Origin of the sequence: Cetobacterium sp. (assembly GCF_051658645.1) — a bacterium.
In the GTDB taxonomy this organism is placed as follows: domain Bacteria; phylum Fusobacteriota; class Fusobacteriia; order Fusobacteriales; family Fusobacteriaceae; genus Cetobacterium_A.
This window is the reverse complement of sequence record NZ_JBOFMZ010000072.1, coordinates 1-22,267: the sequence shown is the minus strand read 5'-3', so window position 1 is coordinate 22,267 and position 22,267 is coordinate 1. Positions and strand designations below refer to the sequence as shown.

The following is a 22,267-nucleotide window of genomic DNA, read 5'->3' as shown; positions in this document are numbered from 1 at the left end:
GATAAAAAATTATATCTCACCTCCGTTTACTTTTACTCTAATTTCCAAATTAAGATTTTTACCTGCTTCTAATTCTTCTATATTCCAGCTAACTAGTTTGTATTCAGAATCATTAATAGGATTTCCATCAACCATTATTGGGTAAGGTAAAAAATCTCTTTCATTTACAGAAACTAAGTAGTTTGATGGTTCAGCTTTATTTGGTAAAAAAGTTGTTCCTGACGGTACTGGAATAGTAGGATTAATCTTTTTTAAAGATTCCTCTGTTTCATTCGCAATAAAAAAGTTATAAAGTATTATATCTCCAGGAGTTGCTTCAGTTGCTACAACTTTTGTTTCAACTCCCTCTTTATCCACACTAACTTTGTAGCTTTTTAGCTCACTTTTCACCTCAGCAAAAACTGTTGTAACTAAAAGTAAAAATAAAACCAATAATCTTTTCATAATATTTACCTCCCTATTTTAAAATCATTTTTAATTCATTATATTGAATTTTTAGACTTTCTAGCTCTTTTTGAATAGTTGAACTACTTTGATTTAAGGCTCCTTTTATATAAAGTGGCGATAATCCTTCTGCTAAATGCATTAAATGATCTCTTTTTAAAGAGATATTAATTAAACTGTCACCTTCTCCAATTTCTCTTAAAAGTACATTTCTATCTCTAGTTCCCTCTGAAAAAATCATAACAGCACGAAATGATTTTGCTTTATCACTTTGTGGAAATTCAATATCTATTTTTTCAACAATAGGAATTTCTAGAATATGTGTTGCTTCAAAATTCGATGTTTTATTAGCCCACTCATTTCCAATATCGACTATTTTTTTAAATTCAGAATAATCAATTTTCAATCCATCTAATAAAACTTTTTCAGTTTTATTTTCTAAATCAATTAAAACTCCAATACTTAGATAATCACTATCTCTTATTTTTGATGGTGTAATTGGTATTATCAAGTTTTTCCCAACTATATAGGGAACAACCTCTTTACTGTAATCTCCATTAAATCTGTATTGAACATCTTTTACATCTTTATAGAATGTATTAATATCCTCTTCAATTTTTTTTATTTCTGCTGAAGTTTCTATAAATTCACTTTTTTTCTCAACCTTTAGAGAATTTTTTGATGATACATTACATCCTAGTATTTGAATTAAACATAACAGCAACAAAAACTTTTTCATAATTTTTTCCTCCCCATTTTTAAAATAAATTCTAAGTATCTTTTACTAATTCTTCACAAATATTCCTTTTTTTACATTGCAATTTCATACCCTTATTTATCAACTGTTTTTCAAATTCTAAAAAAGAGTAAATTGTGTTATCATAATAATATTCAAAATGGAATATTATAAGGAGAACTAAATGAAAAAAATTTTATTAGGAATCTCAGTTTTATTATCAGCAAATATTTTTGCTGCAGATTTTAAAAGTGACAAAGGAATTATGAATTTTAATGATTTGAAGATTGAAAAAGTTGAAAGTACAACATATATATCTTTAACTAGCAAATCTGGTGAGGCATACTTATTTGGATTAGCTAATGATGTTATTCTAGATGTAAAAAATGGAAAAAATCAAAAAGAAGTTATTGGTTTTTACGATAGTATTGAAGAGAACAAATTAGAAGTTGAATTATATGATATCTCTTTAGCAAATGGTACTTTAAATATAAAACCTACATATGAAGATTTTAATATTCAATTTACAAAAGATGAAAGCAATAAAATTTTCAAAACAGTAATGGAGGTTAAATAATTATGAAAAAGATTTTAGCACTTTTAGGGATTTTAACTTCTATGAATATTTTTGCTGCAGATATTATAAAAAATGATATTCCTGTATCTACTGATAAAATTGGAATACATATTCAAAATAGTAATGTTTATTTTGCATTAGAAACTAAGAGTAAAGCTGTTGTCACTTTTGGATTACCCAAGTCTATTTTAATTAATACACTAAAAGATGGTGCTCCAAGAGTTCAAGTTCCAGGTATTATTGCTAATGCTAATAATCCAGAAGAAAGTGCTTTACAGTTTTATCACATACAATATGATAAAAATGAAGGTGTTCTTATTTTAGATTTTGCTGGAACTGAAGATTACATTGTATTTAATAAAGAAGAAGTTTCAAGATTTGGAGAAACATTAAAAAAGGACGGTAAATAATTATGAAGAAAATTTTTGCTGCAATTATGTTAACAGTTTTAGCAACAACATCTTTTGCAAGATATAATAGACCTATTCACCCTGTTATAAGACATGAAATAGTAAAAGCTCATGTTCGACAAGAAATAAGACAAGAAGTAAGAAGAGACATTAAAACTGCTGTAAGAAGAAAAAGAAGAAAAGAAGCCATTGGTGCTGCTATTATTGGAACTGCTATTGTAGGTGGAATAATCTCTAACAACAATAATAACAACAATAACAATGATTATTACAGACCAATTCCTACACCTTATAATGGATATTAAAAATAAATCATAAAAAATAAAAAAAAATGTTTACAATATTTAAAAAAAGTGTTATACTATCTTTGTAGTAAAGATCAAACAAGTAATTAATAATTTTTAAAGAACTATTTTAACAGGTACTTCTTTATAATATTATTGATTTGGTAACAATACTTACTAACAATAATAACGGAGGTACTTTAATGAAAGGTACAGTAAAATGGTTTAATGAAGAAAAAGGATTCGGATTCATCACTGGTGAGGACGGGAAAGATGTATTCGCACACTTCTCTCAAATCAAAAAAGATGGTTTCAAATCTTTAAAAGAAAACGAAGAAGTTGAATTCGATGTTGTTAAAGGTGACAGAGGATTACAAGCTGAAAATATAGTTGCTAGATAGTTAACTATGAGAGGATACTAAGTATCCTCTCTTTTTTTTATTTTTTGTATTATTTATTGTTTTTATTTCAATAATATGTTATATTAGAATAAAAAGTAGTTTACTAGTAAACTATATTAGGAGTTGATTTTCATGCAGTTTAAAAATCAGGCAAAGCTTATATACCTTATTATTATCAGTTGTTTTATTTTTGTATTTTTTTTAACAATCGGAGTTCAAATGAATATTCCTTATTCTTCTCGAGCTTTTTTAGAATATCAAGTTGTACCTGTTTATAGTAAAGTTTCTGAAAGCGTTACAAATATTTTCATCCAAAATGGAAGCCATGTTAAAATTGGACAACCACTTTTTGAAGTCGACAAAGATATTTATCTAGCTCAATATAAATCTTCTTTGGGGCAATACAATGAAGTTTTAGATTCTATTCAAAATATAAAAAACGATATTGAAAAAACAAAAGTTTTTATAAAAAAAAATAAAATTTTAGTTGAACAAAATAAAAAAGAATTAATTAAATATACAAACCTTTTCGAGAAAAAATATATAAATGAATTAGATTATCAAAATATGAACACAAAATTTATTGAATCTGAAAAGACTTTAAAAGATACTGAAAATACTTTAAACAATCTACTTATAAAATACAAAAAAGAAGAGGCATCAACTCCACAGCTGCTTATAGCTAAAGGGTCTTTAAAAAAAGCTGAAATAAATTTAAAAAATACTGTAACTTTAGCTCCTATATCTGGTGAAGTAGTTATGGATAATTTTTACCTTAACACGCTTGTAAAACAAGATACAACTCTTTTTTATATAAAAAATGATAATTTATTAACAGTAAATGTAGATTTAAAAGAAAAGAATTTAAAATCTATAACAAAAGGAAGAAAAGCTCTTATAGTTTTTGATGGTGTTTCAGAAACAATAGTTGAAGGAACAGTTGATAGAATAATCCCTGTATTAGCTGAAGGTTTCTCTACTTCAAATACTCTTGTTAACATTACAGATGATAATCGTTGGATTAGAGATTCTGGAAAAGTTAGAATTGCTGTCAAAATTGAAAATTCTGACTCTGTAAAAAATTTATCTAGTGGCTCTAAAGCTTCTGTTATACTTTTACCTCAAAATAATGGTGTATTTTATACTTTTCTAGCAAAAATTTGGATAAATATGATAAGGATTTTCAATTATGCCTATTAATCATAATAAAAATATTATAAAAAGTTTTTTAGCAATTGTTTTAGGAGTTGCTCTTGCTAAATATACAACATATTCATTTAGTTTTGAAATTCCAATTATAGCTTTAAGCGTTGTAAGCACAACATCAAAATTCAATTTAAAAGAATTCGTAAAAAGTAATTCGTGGTTGCCACTTTCTGCTGCATTAGGAGTTTTAGCTGGTGAGCTCTTCAAAGAAAAATATTTTTTATTCGCCATTTTTTCTTTTGGAATATTTTTTACCTGCTTTTATTTTGTAAAAAAAAATCCTAAAGCTATTTTAAATAGTATTTTAGGCTATTCTTTTACATCTGTATATTCAACATATGCAAATCAAAATATGGAAAAATTAGTTTATGATATCGTTATAGTCAGTATTTTAGGTGGTATTTTAGGCTTTATAATTTTAACTTTTTTTAGAAATGACGAAAAAATTATTAAAAAAGAAATCTTATCAAATCATAAAAATATAAAAGAAGATGTTCATATTAAAAAAATAATTTTATTAACTACTATTATTTTTTTAACTTGGTTATTATATATTATTTTTAATATTAAAGAAACTTTTTTTGCATTTGCAACTCTTGCAGTAATGTATGGAAACTTAGATTTTAAAAAAATACATCAACTTACACCACTAGTTATATCTATACATCTAACTGGTTGTTCAATTGCAATTATTTATTCTTTCTTTATTAATGGATTTAGTAGTAGTATGATTTTATTTTTATTATCTTTATCTATTATTTTTTTCCCAATACTATATTTCAAATATTATGGAAATTCAGAAATTATAAAATCCTTCTTTAATAGCTTAATTTCAGCTACTATATTACCAATATGCTTATATCTAACTCCAACTGGAGATATAACTTCAAAAGCAAGCGCTAGAGCTTTACAGATAAGCATATTTTTAGCAATTTCGTTTGTTATGACTAAAATTTTAATTATGTTAGGTGATAAAAAAAATGAACGATAATCTTGTTACTTTAATATCTAAATTAAGTAGATATCAAAAAAAATATCTTAATAATCATTTAAAAGGTGGAGATTTAGATTTTTCAGGAGCTGTTATTTTATTAAAAATAAAAGAAAATCTAAATATTACTCCAAAAGATATTTTTGAATTAGGAATAGTTGAAAAACCTTCTGTTACTAAAATTTTAAAAAAATTAGAAGAGTTAAAGTATATTAAAAAATCTTATTCAACAACTGATAAAAGAAGTTATTCAATTTCAATTACTGATAAAGGTTCTATTCGATGCTTTTCAATTGAAACTGTTATAGATGAATTAAACAACGTTTATAAAAAAGTTTATTCAAAAGCACTTTATGAAGACCTCGAAAAAATTTTAGATGAAGTCTTTGGAAAAGATTTGATTTAGTTCACTATATCATTAAAATTTCTATATCATTTAATATAATTTCATGTTAAAATTATATTGATGTTCAAAAAAATAAATAAATCAAATAAATAGATTAGGAGTACAAAACTTATGAGTATTTTAGATGTAAAAAATGTAAGTCATGGATTTGGTTCTAGAGTTATTTTAGAAAATGCTTCATTCAGACTTTTAAAAGGAGAACACGTTGGTTTGGTTGGTGCTAACGGTGAAGGTAAATCAACATTCTTAAACATTATAACAGGTAAACTTATGCCTGATGAAGGTGTCGTTTCTTGGTGTAATCATATTACTACAGGTTATCTTGATCAGTATAGTACTTTGGAAAAAGGTAAATCAATCAGAGATGTCTTAAAATCTGCATTTGCATCTATGTTTAGTTTAGAAGCTGAAATAATGGATCTTTATGGAAAAATGGGAGATTGTAGCCCAGAAGAGATGGACACTCTTTTAGAAGAAATTGGAGAGATTCAAAGTATTCTTGAAGGCGCTGACTTCTATAACCTTGATTCTAAAATTGAAGAGTATGCTTCAGGATTAGGTCTTTTAGATATCGGTCTTGAAAAAGATGTATCAGAACTTTCTGGTGGGCAAAGAGCAAAAATTCTTTTAGCTAAAGTTTTACTTGAAAATCCTATGATTTTAATTCTAGACGAGCCTACAAACTTCCTAGATGAAGACCATATTATATGGTTAAAAAACTTCTTAAAAAATTATGAGAATGCATTTATTCTTGTTTCACATGATATTCCATTCTTAAATGAAGTTACAAATGTAATTTATCATATTGAAGCTGCTGAAATCACTAGATATACTGGTGGATATGAGCAATTTAGAGAGATGTACGAACTAAAAAAGAGACAGATTGAATCTGCTTATAAAAAACAGCAAAAAGAGATTGCACATCTTGAAGATTTTATTGCTCGTAACAAAGCTAGAGTTGCAACTACAAATCTAGCTAAAGATAGACAGAAAAAATTAGATCGTATGGATGTTATTGAGATTGCTAGAGATAAACCAAAACCAATTTTTGGATTTAAAAGTGCTCGTACTCCATCTAGAGAGATTATTACTGTTAAAGATTTAGTTATAGGATATGATGAACCATTAACAAAAGCACTTAATTTCTCAATAGAACGTAATCAAAAAATTGCTATTAAAGGAGTTAACGGTTTAGGAAAATCTACTCTTCTTAATACAATCTTAAAAAGAATTAAAGCTTTGTCTGGTGAAATAGAGCATGGACAATTCTTAGAAATTGGATATTTTAAACAAGAAGAAGAAAGTTCTAAAACTACTGCTTTAGATGAGTTTTGGAATGAGTTTCCTGGGCTTACAAATGCTGAAGTTAGAGCAGCATTAGCTAGATGTGGACTTACATCAGAGCATATTACAAGTCAAATGCGTGTTCTTTCTGGTGGAGAAAATGCTAAAGTTAGACTTGCTAAAATAATGAACCGTGAAATTAACTTCTTAATTCTAGACGAGCCTACAAACCATTTAGATATAGATGCTAAAGATGAGTTAAAAAGAGCGTTAAAAGAGTTCAATGGAACTATTTTAATGGTAAGTCACGAGCCTGAATTCTATACTGATGTTGCTACTGAAGTTTGGAACGTTGAAGATTGGTCAACTAAGATTATATAATTTTTTAGAGCTCTGTCATTAATTTGACAGAGCTTTTTTACTTTTTTCATTTCAAAAATTATAGATGACAAGCTATAAAATGCTCATTTTCTAACAATTTCAATTCAGGCTCTTTAAATTTACAAATTTCTATTCTTTCTAAACATCTATCATAATAAACACAACCAGAAATATTATTAATTTTTTCGGATTTTAACGGTAAAATATTCATGTTTACTTTTAAAGATAAATCGAATAGTTTTTTAGAATATGGATGTTTCACAAAAAAACAACTGTCAGTATTTAAAAATTTTTCTACAATTCTTCCTCTATACATAATTATAATTGCATCTGATAATTGATGAACAACTTCTAAACTATGAGATATTAAAATATAAGTTAAATCATTTTGTCTTTTTATTTTTTCTAATAATTTTAAAATTCTAGCTTGTGTTGTTACATCAAGGCTACTTGTTGGTTCATCAAGTACCAATAATTCTGGTTTTGCAAGTAAAGACCTTGCTATAGCTAACCTTTGTTTTTGACCTCCACTAAATTGTGAAGGATATTTTTTAATCTCTTCACATGACAACTGAACATCTTTTAAATACTTTGATATTTGTTCATTTTTTTTATGTTTATTTATTTTTGAAAAAAAGAATCCTTTATTCAAATTGTCCAAAGGTTCAGATAATATATTGTAGATAGTTTTATATGGATTTAAAGAATCACTATTATTTTGAAAAACCATTTGTATTTTGTTACGATTTTTTTTATATTTTTTTTTACTCATCAATTCATCTCTATAATATATATGTCCATCTTTTGGATCTTGGAGTCCTGTAATTATTTTAGCAAGGGTACTTTTTCCAGAACCACTTTCTCCTACAATTCCAAGACAACTTCCTTTCTTTAAATTAAATGATATATTTTTTAAAACTTCAATTTTTTTTCTACCTTCTAAATAAAAATGAGATATATTTTTTAATTCTAATAGTTTTTTTTCATTATAAAAAGATTTTTTTTTATCTTTTGGTAAAAAACGAGGTATTGATGATAATAATTCTTTTGTATATTTTTTCTCAGAATTTTCTAAAATATTTTTTAAAGAATTACTTTCTATAATCTCTCCTTTAGACATAACATAAACTTTTTCTGCAATTGCTTCTATAGCTTTAAAGTCATGAGAAATTATAAGAATTGATGTTTTAGAATTTTTTAAGGAGTTTAAAAGATATAAAATTTCATTTTGAGTTATTAAATCTAAAGCAGTTGTTGGCTCATCTGCTATTAATATATCAGGTTCTTTTAAAATAGCTAAAGCTATTGCTATTCTTTGAAGCATACCTCCACTCAGCTGAAATGGATAACATTTTAAAACTCTTTCTGGAGTTTCAATATACATTTTTTTAAAAATTAATATTACTTTTTCTCTTACTTCGGATTTTGATTTTTTTTTGTAAAAAATTTCAAAAAAATGATTTTCTATATTTAAAAGTGGATTAAAAGCATTTTTAGAATCTTGTGGAATAAATGCAAATTTTAAATTTTTATGTTTTATTTCTCCTTTTATTCTCCATTTACTATCATGAAGAAGAGAAAGCATATAAGAAATTAAAAGTGTTTTTCCACTTCCACTTTCTCCTACTATTCCTATACTTTCTCCTATACTTACTTCAAAATTAATATTTTTTAGTAACTCTACATCTTTTAAATAAATAGATAAATTTTTAATCTCCAATATTTTCATAATTTATTCCTTTAAACTCTCTATTTTCTCATTCAATTTATCTCCTAGTATATTTAGATTCAAAACAAAGCATGAGATGATTAAACCTGGCCAAAAAATTAAATTTGGATTATTATATATATATGTACGCCCTTCATTTAACATCATTCCTAGCTCTGCATTTGGTGGCTTTGCTCCAAATCCAAGAAATGAATATCCAGCTAAAGATAAAATTACATTTCCAAAATCAATTGTGAAAATTGAAATTATTTGTGGTAATATATTTGGTAATATTTGAAATAAAATTATTTTAAATTTATTTGTACCAAGAAGATTACTTGATAAAATAAATTCTTTTTCTTTTATTACTTTTGTTAAATTTCTAGATATTTTTGCATATAATATCCATTTTGTTAATATAATAGCTAACCCCAAACTAAAAGAACTCGCTTTAAAAGTACTTATAACTATTAAAATAAATATAATTCTTGGAAATGAATTAAATATATCTATAAATTTTGTGATTATCATATCTATCCATTTATTGGAAAATCCTGTTCCTATTCCTATTATCAATCCCAAAAACATAGATATAATAGAAACTATAAATGAAGTAAGAATAGTTGATCTGAGCCCATAAACAATTCTCGAAAAAAAACATCTTCCAAGATGATCAGTTCCAAAAGGATAAATTAAACTAGCTTTTAAAAACTTTTTTTCTATATCTATTAAATATGGATCATGAGGAGCTATTATATTTGCAAATAATCCTATTGTAAAAAAAAATATCAAAATTAAAGAACATAGTAATATTGTTTTATTTTTCATTTTAAAAATCCTTTCTAATTCTAGGATCAAAGTAATAACAAAGAATATCTGCTGAGTTATTAATAAATACAAATATAATTGATACAATTAAAATATATCCTTGAATTACAGGATAATCTCTGCCATCTATAGCCTCTACAATCAATCTTCCAAGACCAGGCCAAGCAAAAATATTTTCTACAATAGCAGCTCCTGAAAGCATACTGCCAATATTAACTCCCAAAGAGGTTAATATTGGATTTAATGAATTTTTAAAAGCATATTTGAAAATTAAATCTATTTTTTTTACATCTCTTATTTCTGCATACTTTATATAGTTTTGATTAAGATTATATATCATATTTTCTCTAATAACTTTTATATAATAAGCTATATACGATAAAGATAATGTTAAAGATGGAAGAATAATACTCCATCTACTATACGCTCCTGCAATTGGAAATATTTTTAATTGAACTGAAAATATATTTATCATTAAAAATCCAAGCCAAAATTTTGGAATTGATATAGAAAACAATGAAAATATTCTAATCATTTTATCAAAAATCTTATTTTGATAAAGAGAAGAAATTATTCCAAAAGGAAATCCTAACAATATTACCCATCCTAAACTAGCTACAGTTAATTCAACAGTGTAAATTAAAGATGTCTTAATTGTTAAATAAACATCTGCATTTGTAAGAAATGACTTTCCTAAATCTTTATTAAAAATATTTTGAATCCATAAAAAATATTGTTTTTGCAAAGAGTAATTAAATCCCATCTCTTTTTTTATAAAGCTTATATTATCTTCTGTCATAGGAAGATTAAATGTATTCAAATAAGCTATTACAGGATCTCCTGGTATTATTCTTACAATTAAAAATGTAACTACAGATATAATAAAAAATAATATTGTTATTTTGAAAATTTTCTTTATACAGTATTTAATCAACTTTTCTCCTTTAAATTAAATCTCTTTTACTTTTTTATAATATCTTGAAGTGGAAAAGCTTCTTTTATATCAGAAAACTGAATTCCTTCTAAATTTTTTTTAAAAACTGCAGTAATAACTGTATCTGTTAAAGGAATGTAGATTGCTTCATCATAGAATGAATGTATTATATAATCTATATTCTTTTGTAATTTTTCTTCATTTACTTCACTTAAAGCATTTAACATATTTTGATGAAGTTCCTCTTGATTTTGAACACCTCTTTGAACAACGTTAAACTTATCTCCTGAAGTTGTCATTGCTGCAAATGTTGCAAATGGCTCATAAGAAGCTCCCCATGAATTAAACATTATTATATCAAAATCTGCTTTAGACCAATTTTGACGAAATAGTTTTGATTCTTCTTGAGATATATTTATCTTAACTCCTACTTTAGAGTATTGATGTTGAAGAACTTCTGCTAAAACCTTTCCATTTTTAAAACTATTATCTATACTAATAGTTAACTCTAATATTTTACCATCTTTACTTCTAAATTTATTCTCATCTGTAAAAATCCATCCTGATGATTCTAAAAGTTGATTTGATTTTTCTAAATTAAATTCATAGTTTTCAACTTTACTATTTTTTACATACTCGACATCATCTGTAAAATAACTTTTTGCAGGTTTTCTATCTCCTTCAAAAATATTTTTTGAAATTATTTCATTATTTGTAGCATAAGCTAATGCTTGACGAATTTTTTTATTTTTTAAAATGCCTTTATTTGTATTTAAACTCAAACTTGTAATTTGCTTTGAGTTAGAAATTTTAACCTCAAAACCACTATTTTTCAAATCTTTTATTGAATCTACAGACAATGAATCAAGATTATCAAATATTAAATCAATCTCTCCTGCTTTAAGCATTGAAACTGTTGTATTCATATCTGGAACTATTAAAACTTTTACATATTTATAGTTTGGTTTCTTTCCCCAATAATATTCATTTCTTTCAAAAATTGCATATTGATTTTGAACGTGTTCAATTATTTTCCACATACCTGTTCCTATAGGAAGTTCTATTTTTTTGTATGTAGGCTCTATTTTTGAAAATCCTTTTTCACCTAAAAATGTTATTGGTCTTGTAAAAGTTAAATCTTTTAATAAAGAATTACAAGGATTATTTAAAACTAGTTTTAATGTATATTTATCAACTGCATCTACTCTTGATATTTCTTGTAAAGACTGTAAAAATCCAAATCTTTTTTTATTTTCTAGTATTGAATCTATATTTTTTTTAGCTAAATTTGCATCAAACTCTGATCCATCACTAAATTTAACATCTTTTCTCAAACTAAAAATATACTCTTTACCATTTGATGATATTGTCCAACTTTGAGCTAAAACTGGCTTTATCTCGCCATCTTTTAAAGTTACAAGACCTTCATATACCCAATCTTGAATAAATTGTGAACTTGTCATCAAATGAGGATTTAATTCTCCTATATCTTTTGGTGATGTTACTTTTAAAGTGTTATCTTTTGAAAAAGTATTGGAACTTTCTTTTCCACAACCTATTAATAACATTATACAAAATGTTAGTATTTTTATTTTTTTCTTCAATTTTACCCCCAAATATTATTTTGTTCAATCAAAAAATTGTACTAAAATAATATCATTCGTGATATAAAATGTCAATTTTAAAATTACAAAAAAAAAATAGAAAAAGTCCTTTTGGGGAAAAAGGACTTTTTCTATAAATACAGGGGAGTATTAAAATAAAAAGATATAAATAAATTTTGGGGGGTATTAAATTTACTTAATCATCGGTTTGAATATATAATACCATATCCGTAATATTTTGTCAACAATGTTTTTTTTCTGTATTTTATATTTTTTTAAATTTCTATTATCAAACTACTTTTTATACAACACAATAAAATACGTTCATCTTTAGACACTGTGTTTAATTTAAACGCGAATTACTAGTTTTGATTTCAATACTCGTAATTTCGGTTTTATTCAATCTATTTTTAAGTTCTTTAGTGACATAGAAATTATCATCGAAATGCATTGGAACTATTATTTTAGGTTTCACGTTTTCTATAAAATATTCTACTCCTAAATAACAAAATTCTTCTAATCTAGGATCAACTGGGAAAAATGCTATATCTATCTCTTTGTTTTTCATAATCTTGCTTACTATTCCCATATAAAGATTTTTCATATATTTTTCTTCTGCAGGTGTATCATCTTTCCAATACCACCAATTTAAATCTCCAGCATGAAAGATTTGAATTTTATCAACTAAAACCAAAAATGAAACTCCTGCATCAGAAGAATCATAACTTTTTATATTCAGTTCTTCTAAATTTAAAACTTCATCTTTATTCATAATATTATAATTTTGTAATTTTTTATCTAAAATTATATCTCCACTTAAAATATAATTTATTTCAGAATATCTATTTTTCCAATTTAAAATTTCACTATTAAAATGATCATAATGAGCATGAGATGAAAATATACATACTTTTTTTGATGTATTTAAAACAGCATCTTTTAATGATATATCATCTTTTTCAGATTTTATTGGATCTTTATAATAATCAAAAACTAAAAAATATTTTTCTGTTTCAACTACAAAACAACTATGGTAAATATAATAACTTTTAAAATTTTCCATAAATCACCTCTTTAACAAAATGTAGATAATGTTGTATAATAACATATAAGTCTAAAAATATAAAGGAGCAAATTTTATGATTACAAAAGAAAAATTAATTCTGAAAAAATATTTTGGATATGAGGAATTTAGAAAAGGACAAGAAGATATAATTCGCAATATTTTAGAGAGAAAAAATACTCTTGCTTTAATGCCTACTGGTGGAGGTAAATCAATATGTTATCAAATCCCAGCTTTGATGTTTGAAGGATTAACAATAGTTATTTCACCTCTAATCTCTCTTATGAAAGACCAAGTTGATGCTTTAAAATTAAATGGAATTCCTGCAACTTTTATAAATAGTAGCCTTTCAAATAACGAGTGTGAAATAATTTATGATTCACTTTCTAAAGGTGAATATAAAATAATATATGTCGCTCCAGAACGGCTTCAAAATTCTAGATTTTTAGCAGTTATAAAAAAAATAGTTATCTCTCAACTTGCTGTTGATGAAGCTCACTGTATATCCCAATGGGGGCATGACTTTAGAACAAGCTACAAAAACATCAAAAACTTTATAGAAGCTCTAGATTCGAATCCTGTCGTGTCTGCGTTCACTGCTACTGCTACACCCGAAGTTACTAGAGATATTTTAGATAGTTTAAATATTGATGCCCATATTTTTAGAAATGGATTCCGAAGAGAAAATTTACAATTTTCTATTTTAAAAAATATAGATAATTTAAAATTTATTCAAAAATTTATAGCTGATCATGAAAACGAAAGTGGAATAATATATGTTTCAACTCGTAAAGAGTGTGATAAAATTTTCGATGTTATTTCTAAGTTTAAAAAAATAGGAAAATATCATGCTGGAATGTCTGATGCTGAAAGAATGAAAAATCAAGAAGATTTTCTTTTAGACCGTACTGATATAATAGTTGCTACAAATGCCTTTGGTATGGGAATTGATAAATCCAATGTAAGATGGGTAATTCATAATAATATTCCAAAAGATATTGAAAGTTATTACCAAGAAGCTGGTAGAGCTGGTAGAGATGGATTGGTTTCAAACTGTATTCTTATTTATCATCCAAAAGATATTGTTATTCAAAAATTATTTATTGAAAATGAACAGCTTAACGATGAACTTATAGGAATAAAGTATGAAAAATTGTCGGCTATGGAAAATTACACACGAACAAACAAATGTCTTTCAGAATATATAGTTAACTATTTTGGAGATACTTTAGATGAAGCTTGTTTAATCTGCAGTAACTGTGAAAATAAAGGAGATCTTTTTGACATTACTATAGAAGCTCAAAAAATAATTTCATGCGTTGGAAGATTAAATGACCGTTTTGGAACAAAACTAATTTCAGATATTTTAAAAGGAGCTAATACATCTCGAATTAGAGAATACAAATTAAATGAACAATCTACATATGGAGCTTTAAAAAACAAAAGCCCTGAAGATATAAAAGTAATTATTGACTATATGATTGGTAACTCTTATCTTGAAGCAACTGAAGGTAAATATCCTATTCTCAGATTAACTCATAAAGCTTATACATTTATTCGAGCTAAAGAAGAACTATTTATGAAAATCTCTAACATTGATGATTCTCTTAAAAAAAGAAATAAAAATTCTAAGATAAACACTGAATCTACTCTTATAGAGGGAGGAGAAAATATATTTAAAATTTTATCAGATTTTAGAAAAGAAACTGCCATTATCTCTAAAGTTCCACCTTATGTTATTTTCTCAGATAAAACTTTAATACAGATATGTAACCATAAACCTCTAACAAAAGCTGAGCTTTTACAGATAGATGGTATTGGAGAACTAAAATTTGATAAATACGGTGAATCAATAATATCTATTCTTCAAAATTACATATCTGAAACAAATGATACGAATGTTTTATTTAAATTAGATAAAACTTTAAAAGCTCATAAATCTAGTTCTGTAAAATCTACAACTTTTGAAAAAACTGTAAAACTTCTTTTAGAAGGGCTTTCAATTACAGAGATAGCAACAGCTCAAGATATTAAGGTTGAAACAGTTTTAAACCACTTTGCTCGTGCAAAAGAGGTTTATAATGAACTTGATTTTTCAAGATTTTATACAACTGATGAAAAAAGCTTAGTGCTTCAAGCTGTAAATATTGTTGGTAAAACTTTTTTAAGACCTATTAAAGACCATCTACCAGAATCTTTTACTTATGAAAAGATTAAGTTGATATTACTTGATATTTAATGAAAAAAAAGAATTTTCTTTTATCTCAGTATATTAATATTGAAGCTAGAAGAAAAGGAGTGATGTCATGGAAGTTCTTCACAACAAGGATAAATCTTTATTTTATATAAAAAATGAGGATAATAAAACAATTGGAAAGCTGTCTTATGCAAAAGAAGAAGAAAATACTGTTATTATAGAACATACTTTAGTTCATGATATTTATAAAGGTAAGGGAATTGGAAATATTTTAATGGATGAAGCTGTAAAATATTTTCGTGAAAACAATTGGAACGTTATTCCAGAATGTTCTTTTGCAAAATTTATCTTTGACAAGTATCCAGAAAAATATAAAGACATTGTAAAAAACTAAAAGAACTAATTAAATAAAACAACAAAAAGCTGAATTAATTTTCAGCTTTTTTACAACTTTTTCTAATAAATTTTCACTTTCTATAATTTTTTTATCTGTATCATCTACATCTGATATAACTTTTAAAAAATAAAGAGGTTCATGCTTTTTTATACTCTGTAACATAAAACTAAACTCCATAAGATTTTCTAAATTATTTGATGTATTAATCGGAACTAAAATTCTCTGAGATTCTTGTGATAAAGTGTCATCTTCTTCTTCATTAAGAATTATTTTTTTAGCAAAATAATCTGTTGTAAAAGATCCTAAAAAACAAGTTGCCATAATCATCATTATTGTACCAGCTAATATATATTCATTAAAAATTCCCAACTCATATCCTACTGTTACTGCTGCTAACGTTGCTGCTGCCTGATTTACACTTAAAGAAAATAAATATTAAATATTGAAGTTGTTAAATTTTCGAGGTATAATTATACCAAAAATACAATTAGCAGAATATTAGTTATAGTTATGGCTAACTTTAAAAAAATCGTGCTTCTTGAAGAGCAAAAATAAGAATTTTACGCTGAAATTGGTAAACTTAGTGCTGAGAACGATTGATTAAAAAAAGCTCTAGAGATAGCTGATATTACCTAAAAAACACCGACAAGCTTTATATATTTGACTACAAATGAAGTCTTTGAACTCTCTAGTTTTGAGTACAAAAAAATTGCTTTAGAGTTTAGTCAACTTTTAAAGCTCTTTTTATTTAACAACTCTTATCCGACATTTAAATTATAAATTATTCAATGATAATAATAAGAGTTTTAAGGGGTTTTACCCACTCATAAACATATTTAGAATGAGATGAAGCATTTCTAACACACATTCTAGATCTAGGTGTTGACCCTAAAGTTGGAGAATGCTCAATAATTTCTGTTCTAGGTAGCTCCACTGGTATTCCATGAATGTATCCTCCTCCTGAAAATCTAGTTGCATATGGTGCAAATCCTGCAATTTTAGATGAGCTTCCTAGTTTTAAATAGTTCATCCTAGTTTTTTTATCTTGAACAACAAAAGTTCCTAGAGGTGTTGGATAGTTATGAGGTAACTTATCTAAACCTGTAGTAGCTGGATTCATACTTCTAATTAACCAAACATCTTCATTTTTCTGTAAAGTAACTATATTCTGATTTTTTCTGTCTATAAATATTAATTTATCTGTAGGTTCATTTAATATCTGTTTTACATATCTCTTTGAAGTCCACCACTCTCCCTCTATATCCTCTATTTTTATTTTTACAAAACCATCCTTTTCTTCTATAATTCCCACTAAAGATCCATCCCATCCATATCTTATTGGTTTTTTATCTAAAGATTTATATAGTGGTATACCTTGATATCTTCTAACACCATATTCATCTCTTTCTGGAGATGTTAAAAAACTTTCTAATTGAGATGGATTACCATTTGAATTTTTAAAATTTCTTAAAGTTCCTATTTTTCGATATTCATTTTTAAATCTGTCTATAGATAATATCTTATCCTCTATTTTTTTCCATTGAAACTCTCTAGACGTATTTTTATATTTATAAAAATGATCTAAAGTGTATTTATTATAAGATAACTCTTTCCTCAATATAACCTCATTGGAAAAAGCTAAGCTAAACAAAGTAAAAAAAGTAAAAATTATTTTTTTCATAATTCTCTCCTATATCAATATTTAATAATTTTATACTCAAAATTTTCTCAAATCTTTTTTCTTTATCTTTATTTTTTAGAAGATAACTCTATATACTTTTCATTTTAGATTGTATTATAGATTTATTTTCAGGAGTATAAAAACCACCTTGAGTTTCTTTTATTTCATCTAAATGATGTCCGCGACCTTCATCAGTTGTTCTATCACGCTTAAGTCCATCTTCTGCAATAAGTCCAGTTACAGGATATTTTTTTTCTATTGCTCCTATTGCTCCAAGAAAAGCAGTTTCATAACTTAAATTTCTGTGCATAAACTTTAAAAATGTTGCACTTGGAATAAGGTCGTATGTAGGTGCTGAAAAAATTATAGCATCCTGTACAATCCTCTATTTTATAATCCTTTAAATTTATTATAGTTATTTCTGCTCCTCTTTCTTGACAAGTTAAAAGAGCTGACAATAAAGACGGAGTGAACTACCCCACCTTAAGAGAGGTTGGGGTAGTTCTTTATTTTAAATAAATAAATTTTTATTAGATTGTTCAGCTGACCCTAAATATTGTCCAACACCACCGTAAGATACTTCTTCAATAAGTTCATCCTTATGAATTCCCATAACATCCATTGACATTGTACAAGCCACTAAATTAATCCCATTTTTTATGCTTTCATTCATAAGTGTTTCTAAAGGCATAATATCTTTTTTACCCATAACCCATCTTATCATCTTAGGACCAACTCCTAACATATTCATCTTTGAAAGAGGTAGTCCCTTACTATTTTTAGGAAGCATCAATCCAAACATTTTTTCAACTATTGTTTTATTACTATTTATCGTTTTCTTTTTTAAAATTGATAGACCCCAGAACGTAAAGAATAAAGTTACTTTTTTACCCATAGCTAAAGCACCTGTTGCAATTATAAATGCAGCGATAGCTTTATCTAAATCGCCACTAAAAACAACGATAGTTAACCCATCATTTGTTTCTATAACCTTATTTTCTTTTTTATTTTGAATATTTTCACCTTTAAAAATTTGAACAAAAGTCTTGTTTTTATCTTTTTCGAGTGAAATAATTGTATTTTTAGTTGCCTTGGCCCATGCTTGAATATCATTATAAAATCCTGGGTCAGATGCTTTTATTTTTAGAATATCCCCAGAATTTAAGTTATCCATATTTTCTTTTACTTTTACAAGTGGTCCTGGACAAGACAATCCTGATAAATCAATATATTCATCCGAAATTATAGGATTATTCTGTAATTTTTGTAAATTGTCATTCACTTCTAATTTTATATTGGTTTCTTCTTTAGAAGAGATTTCTTTTAAGAGATTTTTATAGCCACCAGATAAATTTTTTACTTTAAAATCATTTTGACATAAGAATCTCTGAGCTAAATATCCTCTTAACCCAACAGCACAATAAGTCCAAATTTCCTTATCTTTTGGAAGTTCTCCAACTCTTTTTCTTAATTCAGTCAATGGAATATTAATACTATTTTTGAATGTCCCTGAAATAAGTTCTAGTTTTTCTCTCACATCTAAAATTAAATTTTTAGAAAAATCAAACTCTTTTAAATCATCTACAAAAACTTGATCGAGCATCCCATTAACAATATTATCTCCCATAAATCCAATCATATTTGCAGGAGATTTAGATGATAAAAAAGGTGGTGCATATGCAAGTTCAAGCTCTTTTAAATCATCAATTGTTCCTTTAAAATGTATAGTAGTAGCTATAACATCAATAAATTTATCAACTCCAGAAACTCCAACAGCTTGAGCTCCTAAAATTTGTTTTGTATTTTTATCAAATATAGCTTTTATAGTTATAGGACTAGAACCTGGGTAATAGTTTGCATGGTTACTAGGATGAAGATACAGTTTTTCATAAGGTATGTTACAACTTTTTAAATTTCTCTCATTTAATCCTGTCGAAGCAGCTGTAAGATTAAATATTTTTAAAATAGCTGTTCCTAAACTTCCCTTATATTTTTCAAAAGCTCCAGAGATATTGTTTGCAACAATACGACCTTGTCTATTGGCTGGTCCTGCTAAAGGAATAAAAGACTGAACATTTGTCACTAAGTTCTTAACTAAAATAGAATCTCCTAAGCCATAGATATTATCTATATTTGTCTTTAAAAATTCATCTACAATAATATGACCTTTATCTCCTAAAGTAATTTTAGAGTCTTTTAAAAATAATGTATCGGGAGTTACTCCAATAGATAATATAACCATTTCTGTTTCTAATGTTTTTCCTGATTCTAAATATATTTTTATTAGATTTTCATTTTCCTCAAATTTAATAACTTTCTCTTTTAAAAGCACTTCTATTCCATTCTTAATTAACTCATTTTCTATATGATTAGCTATTTCAGAATCAAAAGGTGCAAGTATATTTTGAGCAGCTTCTATTATAGATGTTTTTATCTTTAATTCATGGAGATTTTCAGCAGTTTCAACTCCAACATAGCCTCCACCAATTACAATAGCATTTTTAATTTTACGGTTTTGGATATAACTTTTAATTTTATCCATATCATTTATATTTCTAAGAGTAAAAATTTTATCACTTTTAATACCATCTAATGGTGGTAAAATAGGCTTTGCTCCAGGAGCTAAAACTAAAGTATCAAAGCTTTCAGAATAAATTTCACCATTACTTTTTTTTACTCTCACATTTTTATTCTCAGTATCTACTGAAATTACTTCGCTGTTATTTCTAACATCAATGTTAAAACGTATTTTTATTTTCTCAGGAGTTTGTAATATCAAACTTTCTCTATTCTCTATAACATTACCTATATGATAAGGTAATCCACAATTTGCAAATGATATATACTCTCCCTTTTCAAACATAATAATTTCAAAATCTTCACTTAAACGTCTAAGTCTAGTAGCTGTTGAAGCCCCACCAGCTACGCCTCCTACAATTATAATTTTCTTCATGACACACTCCTCTTTTTTACCTGATTATATTTATTTTCTATCCAAATGTAAAGTACAGTCTTTTTTGTCCATATTTACTTTTTTACAAATAAAAGGTAAAATATCCTTCAAAGATAGATTCATTGGAGGCTATGTGAAAGATAAAAAATATAATTGTTATTTTGAAATGACATTAGATGTAATGGGTGGAAAATGGAAACCAATAATTCTTTATTATATAAATTTAAATAAAGTAGCTAGGCATAGCGAGTTAAAAAGGTTTATTCCGAATATAAATGAAAGAATGTTAACAAGACAACTGAGAGAACTTGAAGTAGATTCTTTAATTGAGAGAAAAATATATCTAGTTGTTCCACCAAAAGTTGAGTATCGATTAACAGAGCATGGAAAAAATCTTATTCCAATATTAAAAAACCTTATACAATGGGGAGAGTCTTATTCTAAATCTATAAAATTTAATAATTTCACCGTGGATATAGGTAACAATTAATTTCAATTATACTAGAATGGCATAGCTATCAAGCTAACAAAAAATTAGAACCTAAATAATTAAAATTTAGGTTCTTTTTCATTTCTGTAATTAATTTTGTATAAAACAAAAAACCACTTGCAAAAATGGCTAAAAAAATGTATATTATTATTGCTTTGTGTTCTTGGTGAATTTCATTTATCAGGAACCTTTTTTTTCTTTTTTTTGATGTTTTTTAATCTAAAGCAAATTAAATTGAATTCTTCTTCATCTTTTAAGCGGACCAGAAAATCGCTTAAGACTACAAAAGCAGATTTTATAGTTCTTCGAACACTCGTCTCTTCAGTATACCCATCAACTTAAGAAAATTAATCAGAACTCAAATTTCTCTAATAAGATTTTTGAGTTCTTTTTCCCTACTTTTTATACAAGTTTTAGGAACCAATATCTTTAATTTATCTAATATTCTACATATCTGATAATCATAATAATGTATTTTTTCTAGATAATATTTAATCTACATGAAACTTTTTCAAAGGCCGAACCAACGTATATATTTTCAATTTCTTTAATTTCTGCTGTGCTCATAGAACTACATATTGCTTCTAAATCTAGTTGTGTATATCTAGTTTCAGATTTTACATTGCCATTTTTAAAGTACTGTACATCTACTGGTAGGTTATGTTTTAAATCTTTTATGAAATTAATTTTTAAACTCGAATATTCACCCTCTTGGTTTTTACCACCTGGATAGTCTTTTGTTAAAGATTGCTAAACTTTTTTTCTCAGGTTTCTTTATATCTAAACTGATATTGAGAAGCCTCAGAAAAACAGCCTTAAGAAACTTAACAAATTTTGAATTGAATCTCTTATTGAGAGCTTCTGGACTAACAGAAAGATTGTCTATTTCAAAGAGATTAAGAGAGATATGGCTGAGTATGTCTTTATGATCTCCTTTTCATTAAAAAAGCTCCTTTTATATTAGTAAAAATATTTTACTATAAAAAGAGCTAAAGCGTTCGATTTTATTGACTTCTTAAGTTGATGGGTATGGCCCATACCCCATACCCATCAACTTAAGAAAAATAATCTGAATTCAAATTCTTCTAAAAGATTTTTGAGTTCTTTTTTTATACAAATTTAAATTTTGGATATTTTTTGGTATGACAAAAAGATGCTGTTAACAGCACTTACTCAAAGCTATTACTTCAAATCTTTAAATTATCAATTTTAATATATCATCTGAGCTGAACTCCCCTTTCCTTCTACTTTTTATACAGGTTTTAGGAACTAGTATTTTTAATTTATCTATT

General features: G+C 26.2%; 22 protein-coding genes. 11 read left to right on the top strand and 11 right to left on the bottom strand.

Going from position 1 to position 22,267, the window contains the following annotated elements:
* Positions 1–9: 9 nt before the first annotated feature.
* Together ACRCZX_RS09415 and ACRCZX_RS09410 are read right to left on the bottom strand one after the other, a co-directional pair.
* On the bottom strand, positions 10–444 hold the full coding sequence (locus ACRCZX_RS09415) for a hypothetical protein (protein ID WP_438582667.1): 435 nt from the start codon (positions 442–444) through the stop codon (positions 10–12).
* 13 nt (positions 445–457) lie between these two features.
* Positions 458–1,183 carry a hypothetical protein gene (locus tag ACRCZX_RS09410; RefSeq protein WP_438582666.1) on the bottom strand — a complete coding sequence of 242 codons (726 nt, stop codon included), beginning with the start codon at positions 1,181–1,183 and terminating at the stop codon, positions 458–460.
* Between the two features lie 181 nt (positions 1,184–1,364).
* Here ACRCZX_RS09410 and ACRCZX_RS09405 point away from each other — a divergent pair, with 181 nt between their 5' ends.
* From ACRCZX_RS09405 to ACRCZX_RS09370, 8 genes are all read left to right on the top strand, one after another.
* A complete protein-coding gene (locus ACRCZX_RS09405; protein ID WP_438582665.1) occupies positions 1,365–1,757 on the top strand; it encodes a hypothetical protein in 393 nt (130 codons plus the stop codon).
* Between the two features lie 2 nt (positions 1,758–1,759).
* Positions 1,760–2,167 (top strand): hypothetical protein, encoded by a 408-nt coding sequence (locus ACRCZX_RS09400; RefSeq protein WP_438582664.1) that lies wholly within the window; start codon positions 1,760–1,762, stop codon positions 2,165–2,167.
* Positions 2,168–2,169: 2 nt separating this feature from the next.
* Positions 2,170–2,472 (top strand): hypothetical protein, encoded by a 303-nt coding sequence (locus tag ACRCZX_RS09395; protein WP_438582663.1) that lies wholly within the window; start codon positions 2,170–2,172, stop codon positions 2,470–2,472.
* Positions 2,473–2,654: 182 nt separating this feature from the next.
* Positions 2,655–2,852 (top strand): cold shock domain-containing protein, encoded by a 198-nt coding sequence (locus ACRCZX_RS09390; protein WP_438582662.1) that lies wholly within the window; start codon positions 2,655–2,657, stop codon positions 2,850–2,852.
* 219 nt (positions 2,853–3,071) lie between these two features.
* A complete protein-coding gene (locus ACRCZX_RS09385) occupies positions 3,072–4,052 on the top strand; it encodes an HlyD family secretion protein (RefSeq protein WP_438582661.1) in 981 nt (326 codons plus the stop codon).
* On the top strand, positions 4,042–5,049 hold the full coding sequence (locus tag ACRCZX_RS09380) for a hypothetical protein (protein WP_438582660.1): 1,008 nt from the start codon (positions 4,042–4,044) through the stop codon (positions 5,047–5,049). The genes ACRCZX_RS09385 and ACRCZX_RS09380 overlap by 11 nt, the downstream gene beginning before the upstream one ends.
* Positions 5,039–5,455, top strand: a complete 417-nt coding sequence (locus ACRCZX_RS09375) for a MarR family winged helix-turn-helix transcriptional regulator (RefSeq protein WP_438582659.1) — start codon at positions 5,039–5,041, stop codon at positions 5,453–5,455. The genes ACRCZX_RS09380 and ACRCZX_RS09375 overlap by 11 nt, the downstream gene beginning before the upstream one ends.
* Before the next feature lie 111 nt (positions 5,456–5,566).
* On the top strand, positions 5,567–7,120 hold the full coding sequence (locus ACRCZX_RS09370; protein ID WP_438582658.1) for an ABC-F family ATP-binding cassette domain-containing protein: 1,554 nt from the start codon (positions 5,567–5,569) through the stop codon (positions 7,118–7,120).
* A gap of 58 nt (positions 7,121–7,178) precedes the next feature.
* Here the strand turns inward: ACRCZX_RS09370 and ACRCZX_RS09365 are convergent, their stop codons facing one another.
* From ACRCZX_RS09365 to ACRCZX_RS09345, 5 genes are all read right to left on the bottom strand, one after another.
* Positions 7,179–8,849 carry an ABC transporter ATP-binding protein gene (locus ACRCZX_RS09365; protein WP_438582657.1) on the bottom strand — a complete coding sequence of 557 codons (1,671 nt, stop codon included), beginning with the start codon at positions 8,847–8,849 and terminating at the stop codon, positions 7,179–7,181.
* A gap of 3 nt (positions 8,850–8,852) precedes the next feature.
* Positions 8,853–9,656 (bottom strand): ABC transporter permease, encoded by an 804-nt coding sequence (locus ACRCZX_RS09360; protein ID WP_438582656.1) that lies wholly within the window; start codon positions 9,654–9,656, stop codon positions 8,853–8,855.
* 1 nt (position 9,657) lies between these two features.
* Positions 9,658–10,590, bottom strand: coding sequence for an ABC transporter permease (locus ACRCZX_RS09355; protein ID WP_438582655.1), 933 nt, complete (start codon positions 10,588–10,590; stop codon positions 9,658–9,660).
* Between the two features lie 26 nt (positions 10,591–10,616).
* Positions 10,617–12,194, bottom strand: a complete 1,578-nt coding sequence (gene nikA / locus ACRCZX_RS09350) for a nickel ABC transporter substrate-binding protein (RefSeq protein ID WP_438582654.1) — start codon at positions 12,192–12,194, stop codon at positions 10,617–10,619.
* Between the two features lie 343 nt (positions 12,195–12,537).
* The gene (locus ACRCZX_RS09345; protein WP_438582653.1) at positions 12,538–13,257 is read right to left on the bottom strand and encodes an MBL fold metallo-hydrolase; all 720 of its coding nucleotides are present in this window, start codon (positions 13,255–13,257) and stop codon (positions 12,538–12,540) included.
* 76 nt (positions 13,258–13,333) lie between these two features.
* Here ACRCZX_RS09345 and recQ point away from each other — a divergent pair, with 76 nt between their 5' ends.
* Both recQ and ACRCZX_RS09335 read left to right on the top strand, forming a co-directional pair.
* The gene (recQ, locus tag ACRCZX_RS09340; protein ID WP_438582652.1) at positions 13,334–15,496 is read left to right on the top strand and encodes a DNA helicase RecQ; all 2,163 of its coding nucleotides are present in this window, start codon (positions 13,334–13,336) and stop codon (positions 15,494–15,496) included.
* A 67-nt stretch (positions 15,497–15,563) separates the two neighbouring features.
* Positions 15,564–15,848, top strand: coding sequence for a GNAT family N-acetyltransferase (locus ACRCZX_RS09335; protein WP_438582651.1), 285 nt, complete (start codon positions 15,564–15,566; stop codon positions 15,846–15,848).
* 9 nt (positions 15,849–15,857) lie between these two features.
* Here ACRCZX_RS09335 and ACRCZX_RS09330 read toward each other — a convergent pair whose 3' ends face one another.
* The 4 genes from ACRCZX_RS09330 to ACRCZX_RS09315 all read right to left on the bottom strand — a co-directional run bounded on the left by ACRCZX_RS09330 (position 15,858) and on the right by ACRCZX_RS09315 (position 20,485).
* A complete protein-coding gene (locus tag ACRCZX_RS09330) occupies positions 15,858–16,220 on the bottom strand; it encodes a hypothetical protein (RefSeq protein WP_438582650.1) in 363 nt (120 codons plus the stop codon).
* A 412-nt stretch (positions 16,221–16,632) separates the two neighbouring features.
* A complete protein-coding gene (locus ACRCZX_RS09325) occupies positions 16,633–17,532 on the bottom strand; it encodes a L,D-transpeptidase (protein ID WP_438582649.1) in 900 nt (299 codons plus the stop codon).
* A gap of 88 nt (positions 17,533–17,620) precedes the next feature.
* Positions 17,621–17,842: a hypothetical protein gene (locus ACRCZX_RS09320; RefSeq protein WP_438582648.1), complete on the bottom strand. Its 222-nt coding sequence runs from the start codon at positions 17,840–17,842 to the stop codon at positions 17,621–17,623.
* A 201-nt stretch (positions 17,843–18,043) separates the two neighbouring features.
* Positions 18,044–20,485: an FAD-dependent oxidoreductase gene (locus ACRCZX_RS09315; RefSeq protein ID WP_438582647.1), complete on the bottom strand. Its 2,442-nt coding sequence runs from the start codon at positions 20,483–20,485 to the stop codon at positions 18,044–18,046.
* Between the two features lie 166 nt (positions 20,486–20,651).
* On the opposite strand from ACRCZX_RS09315, the gene ACRCZX_RS09310 reads away from it, so the two are divergent.
* Positions 20,652–20,975: a winged helix-turn-helix transcriptional regulator gene (locus ACRCZX_RS09310; RefSeq protein WP_438582670.1), complete on the top strand. Its 324-nt coding sequence runs from the start codon at positions 20,652–20,654 to the stop codon at positions 20,973–20,975.
* The last annotated feature ends 1,292 nt before the right edge of the window (positions 20,976–22,267 follow it).

Excerpts from the sequence above, each read along its gene's own strand:
- ACRCZX_RS09320 (WP_438582648.1), bottom strand. The coding sequence starts at position 17,842 with ATGCACAGAAATTTAAGTTATGAAACTGCTTTTCTTGGAGCAATAGGA.
- ACRCZX_RS09395 (WP_438582663.1), top strand. The coding sequence starts at position 2,170 with ATGAAGAAAATTTTTGCTGCAATTATGTTAACAGTTTTAGCAACAACA.
- ACRCZX_RS09345 (WP_438582653.1), bottom strand. The coding sequence starts at position 13,257 with ATGGAAAATTTTAAAAGTTATTATATTTACCATAGTTGTTTTGTAGTT.
- ACRCZX_RS09385 (WP_438582661.1), top strand. The coding sequence starts at position 3,072 with ATGAATATTCCTTATTCTTCTCGAGCTTTTTTAGAATATCAAGTTGTA.
- ACRCZX_RS09370 (WP_438582658.1), top strand. The coding sequence starts at position 5,567 with ATGAGTATTTTAGATGTAAAAAATGTAAGTCATGGATTTGGTTCTAGA.
- ACRCZX_RS09400 (WP_438582664.1), top strand. The coding sequence starts at position 1,760 with ATGAAAAAGATTTTAGCACTTTTAGGGATTTTAACTTCTATGAATATT.
- ACRCZX_RS09315 (WP_438582647.1), bottom strand. The coding sequence starts at position 20,485 with ATGAAGAAAATTATAATTGTAGGAGGCGTAGCTGGTGGGGCTTCAACA.
- ACRCZX_RS09310 (WP_438582670.1), top strand. The coding sequence starts at position 20,652 with ATGACATTAGATGTAATGGGTGGAAAATGGAAACCAATAATTCTTTAT.
- ACRCZX_RS09415 (WP_438582667.1), bottom strand. The coding sequence starts at position 444 with ATGAAAAGATTATTGGTTTTATTTTTACTTTTAGTTACAACAGTTTTT.
- ACRCZX_RS09410 (WP_438582666.1), bottom strand. The coding sequence starts at position 1,183 with ATGAAAAAGTTTTTGTTGCTGTTATGTTTAATTCAAATACTAGGATGT.
- ACRCZX_RS09365 (WP_438582657.1), bottom strand. The coding sequence starts at position 8,849 with ATGAAAATATTGGAGATTAAAAATTTATCTATTTATTTAAAAGATGTA.
- ACRCZX_RS09325 (WP_438582649.1), bottom strand. The coding sequence starts at position 17,532 with ATGAAAAAAATAATTTTTACTTTTTTTACTTTGTTTAGCTTAGCTTTT.
- ACRCZX_RS09405 (WP_438582665.1), top strand. The coding sequence starts at position 1,365 with ATGAAAAAAATTTTATTAGGAATCTCAGTTTTATTATCAGCAAATATT.
- ACRCZX_RS09360 (WP_438582656.1), bottom strand. The coding sequence starts at position 9,656 with ATGAAAAATAAAACAATATTACTATGTTCTTTAATTTTGATATTTTTT.
- ACRCZX_RS09390 (WP_438582662.1), top strand. The coding sequence starts at position 2,655 with ATGAAAGGTACAGTAAAATGGTTTAATGAAGAAAAAGGATTCGGATTC.
- recQ (WP_438582652.1), top strand. The coding sequence starts at position 13,334 with ATGATTACAAAAGAAAAATTAATTCTGAAAAAATATTTTGGATATGAG.
- ACRCZX_RS09380 (WP_438582660.1), top strand. The coding sequence starts at position 4,042 with ATGCCTATTAATCATAATAAAAATATTATAAAAAGTTTTTTAGCAATT.
- ACRCZX_RS09335 (WP_438582651.1), top strand. The coding sequence starts at position 15,564 with ATGGAAGTTCTTCACAACAAGGATAAATCTTTATTTTATATAAAAAAT.
- ACRCZX_RS09375 (WP_438582659.1), top strand. The coding sequence starts at position 5,039 with ATGAACGATAATCTTGTTACTTTAATATCTAAATTAAGTAGATATCAA.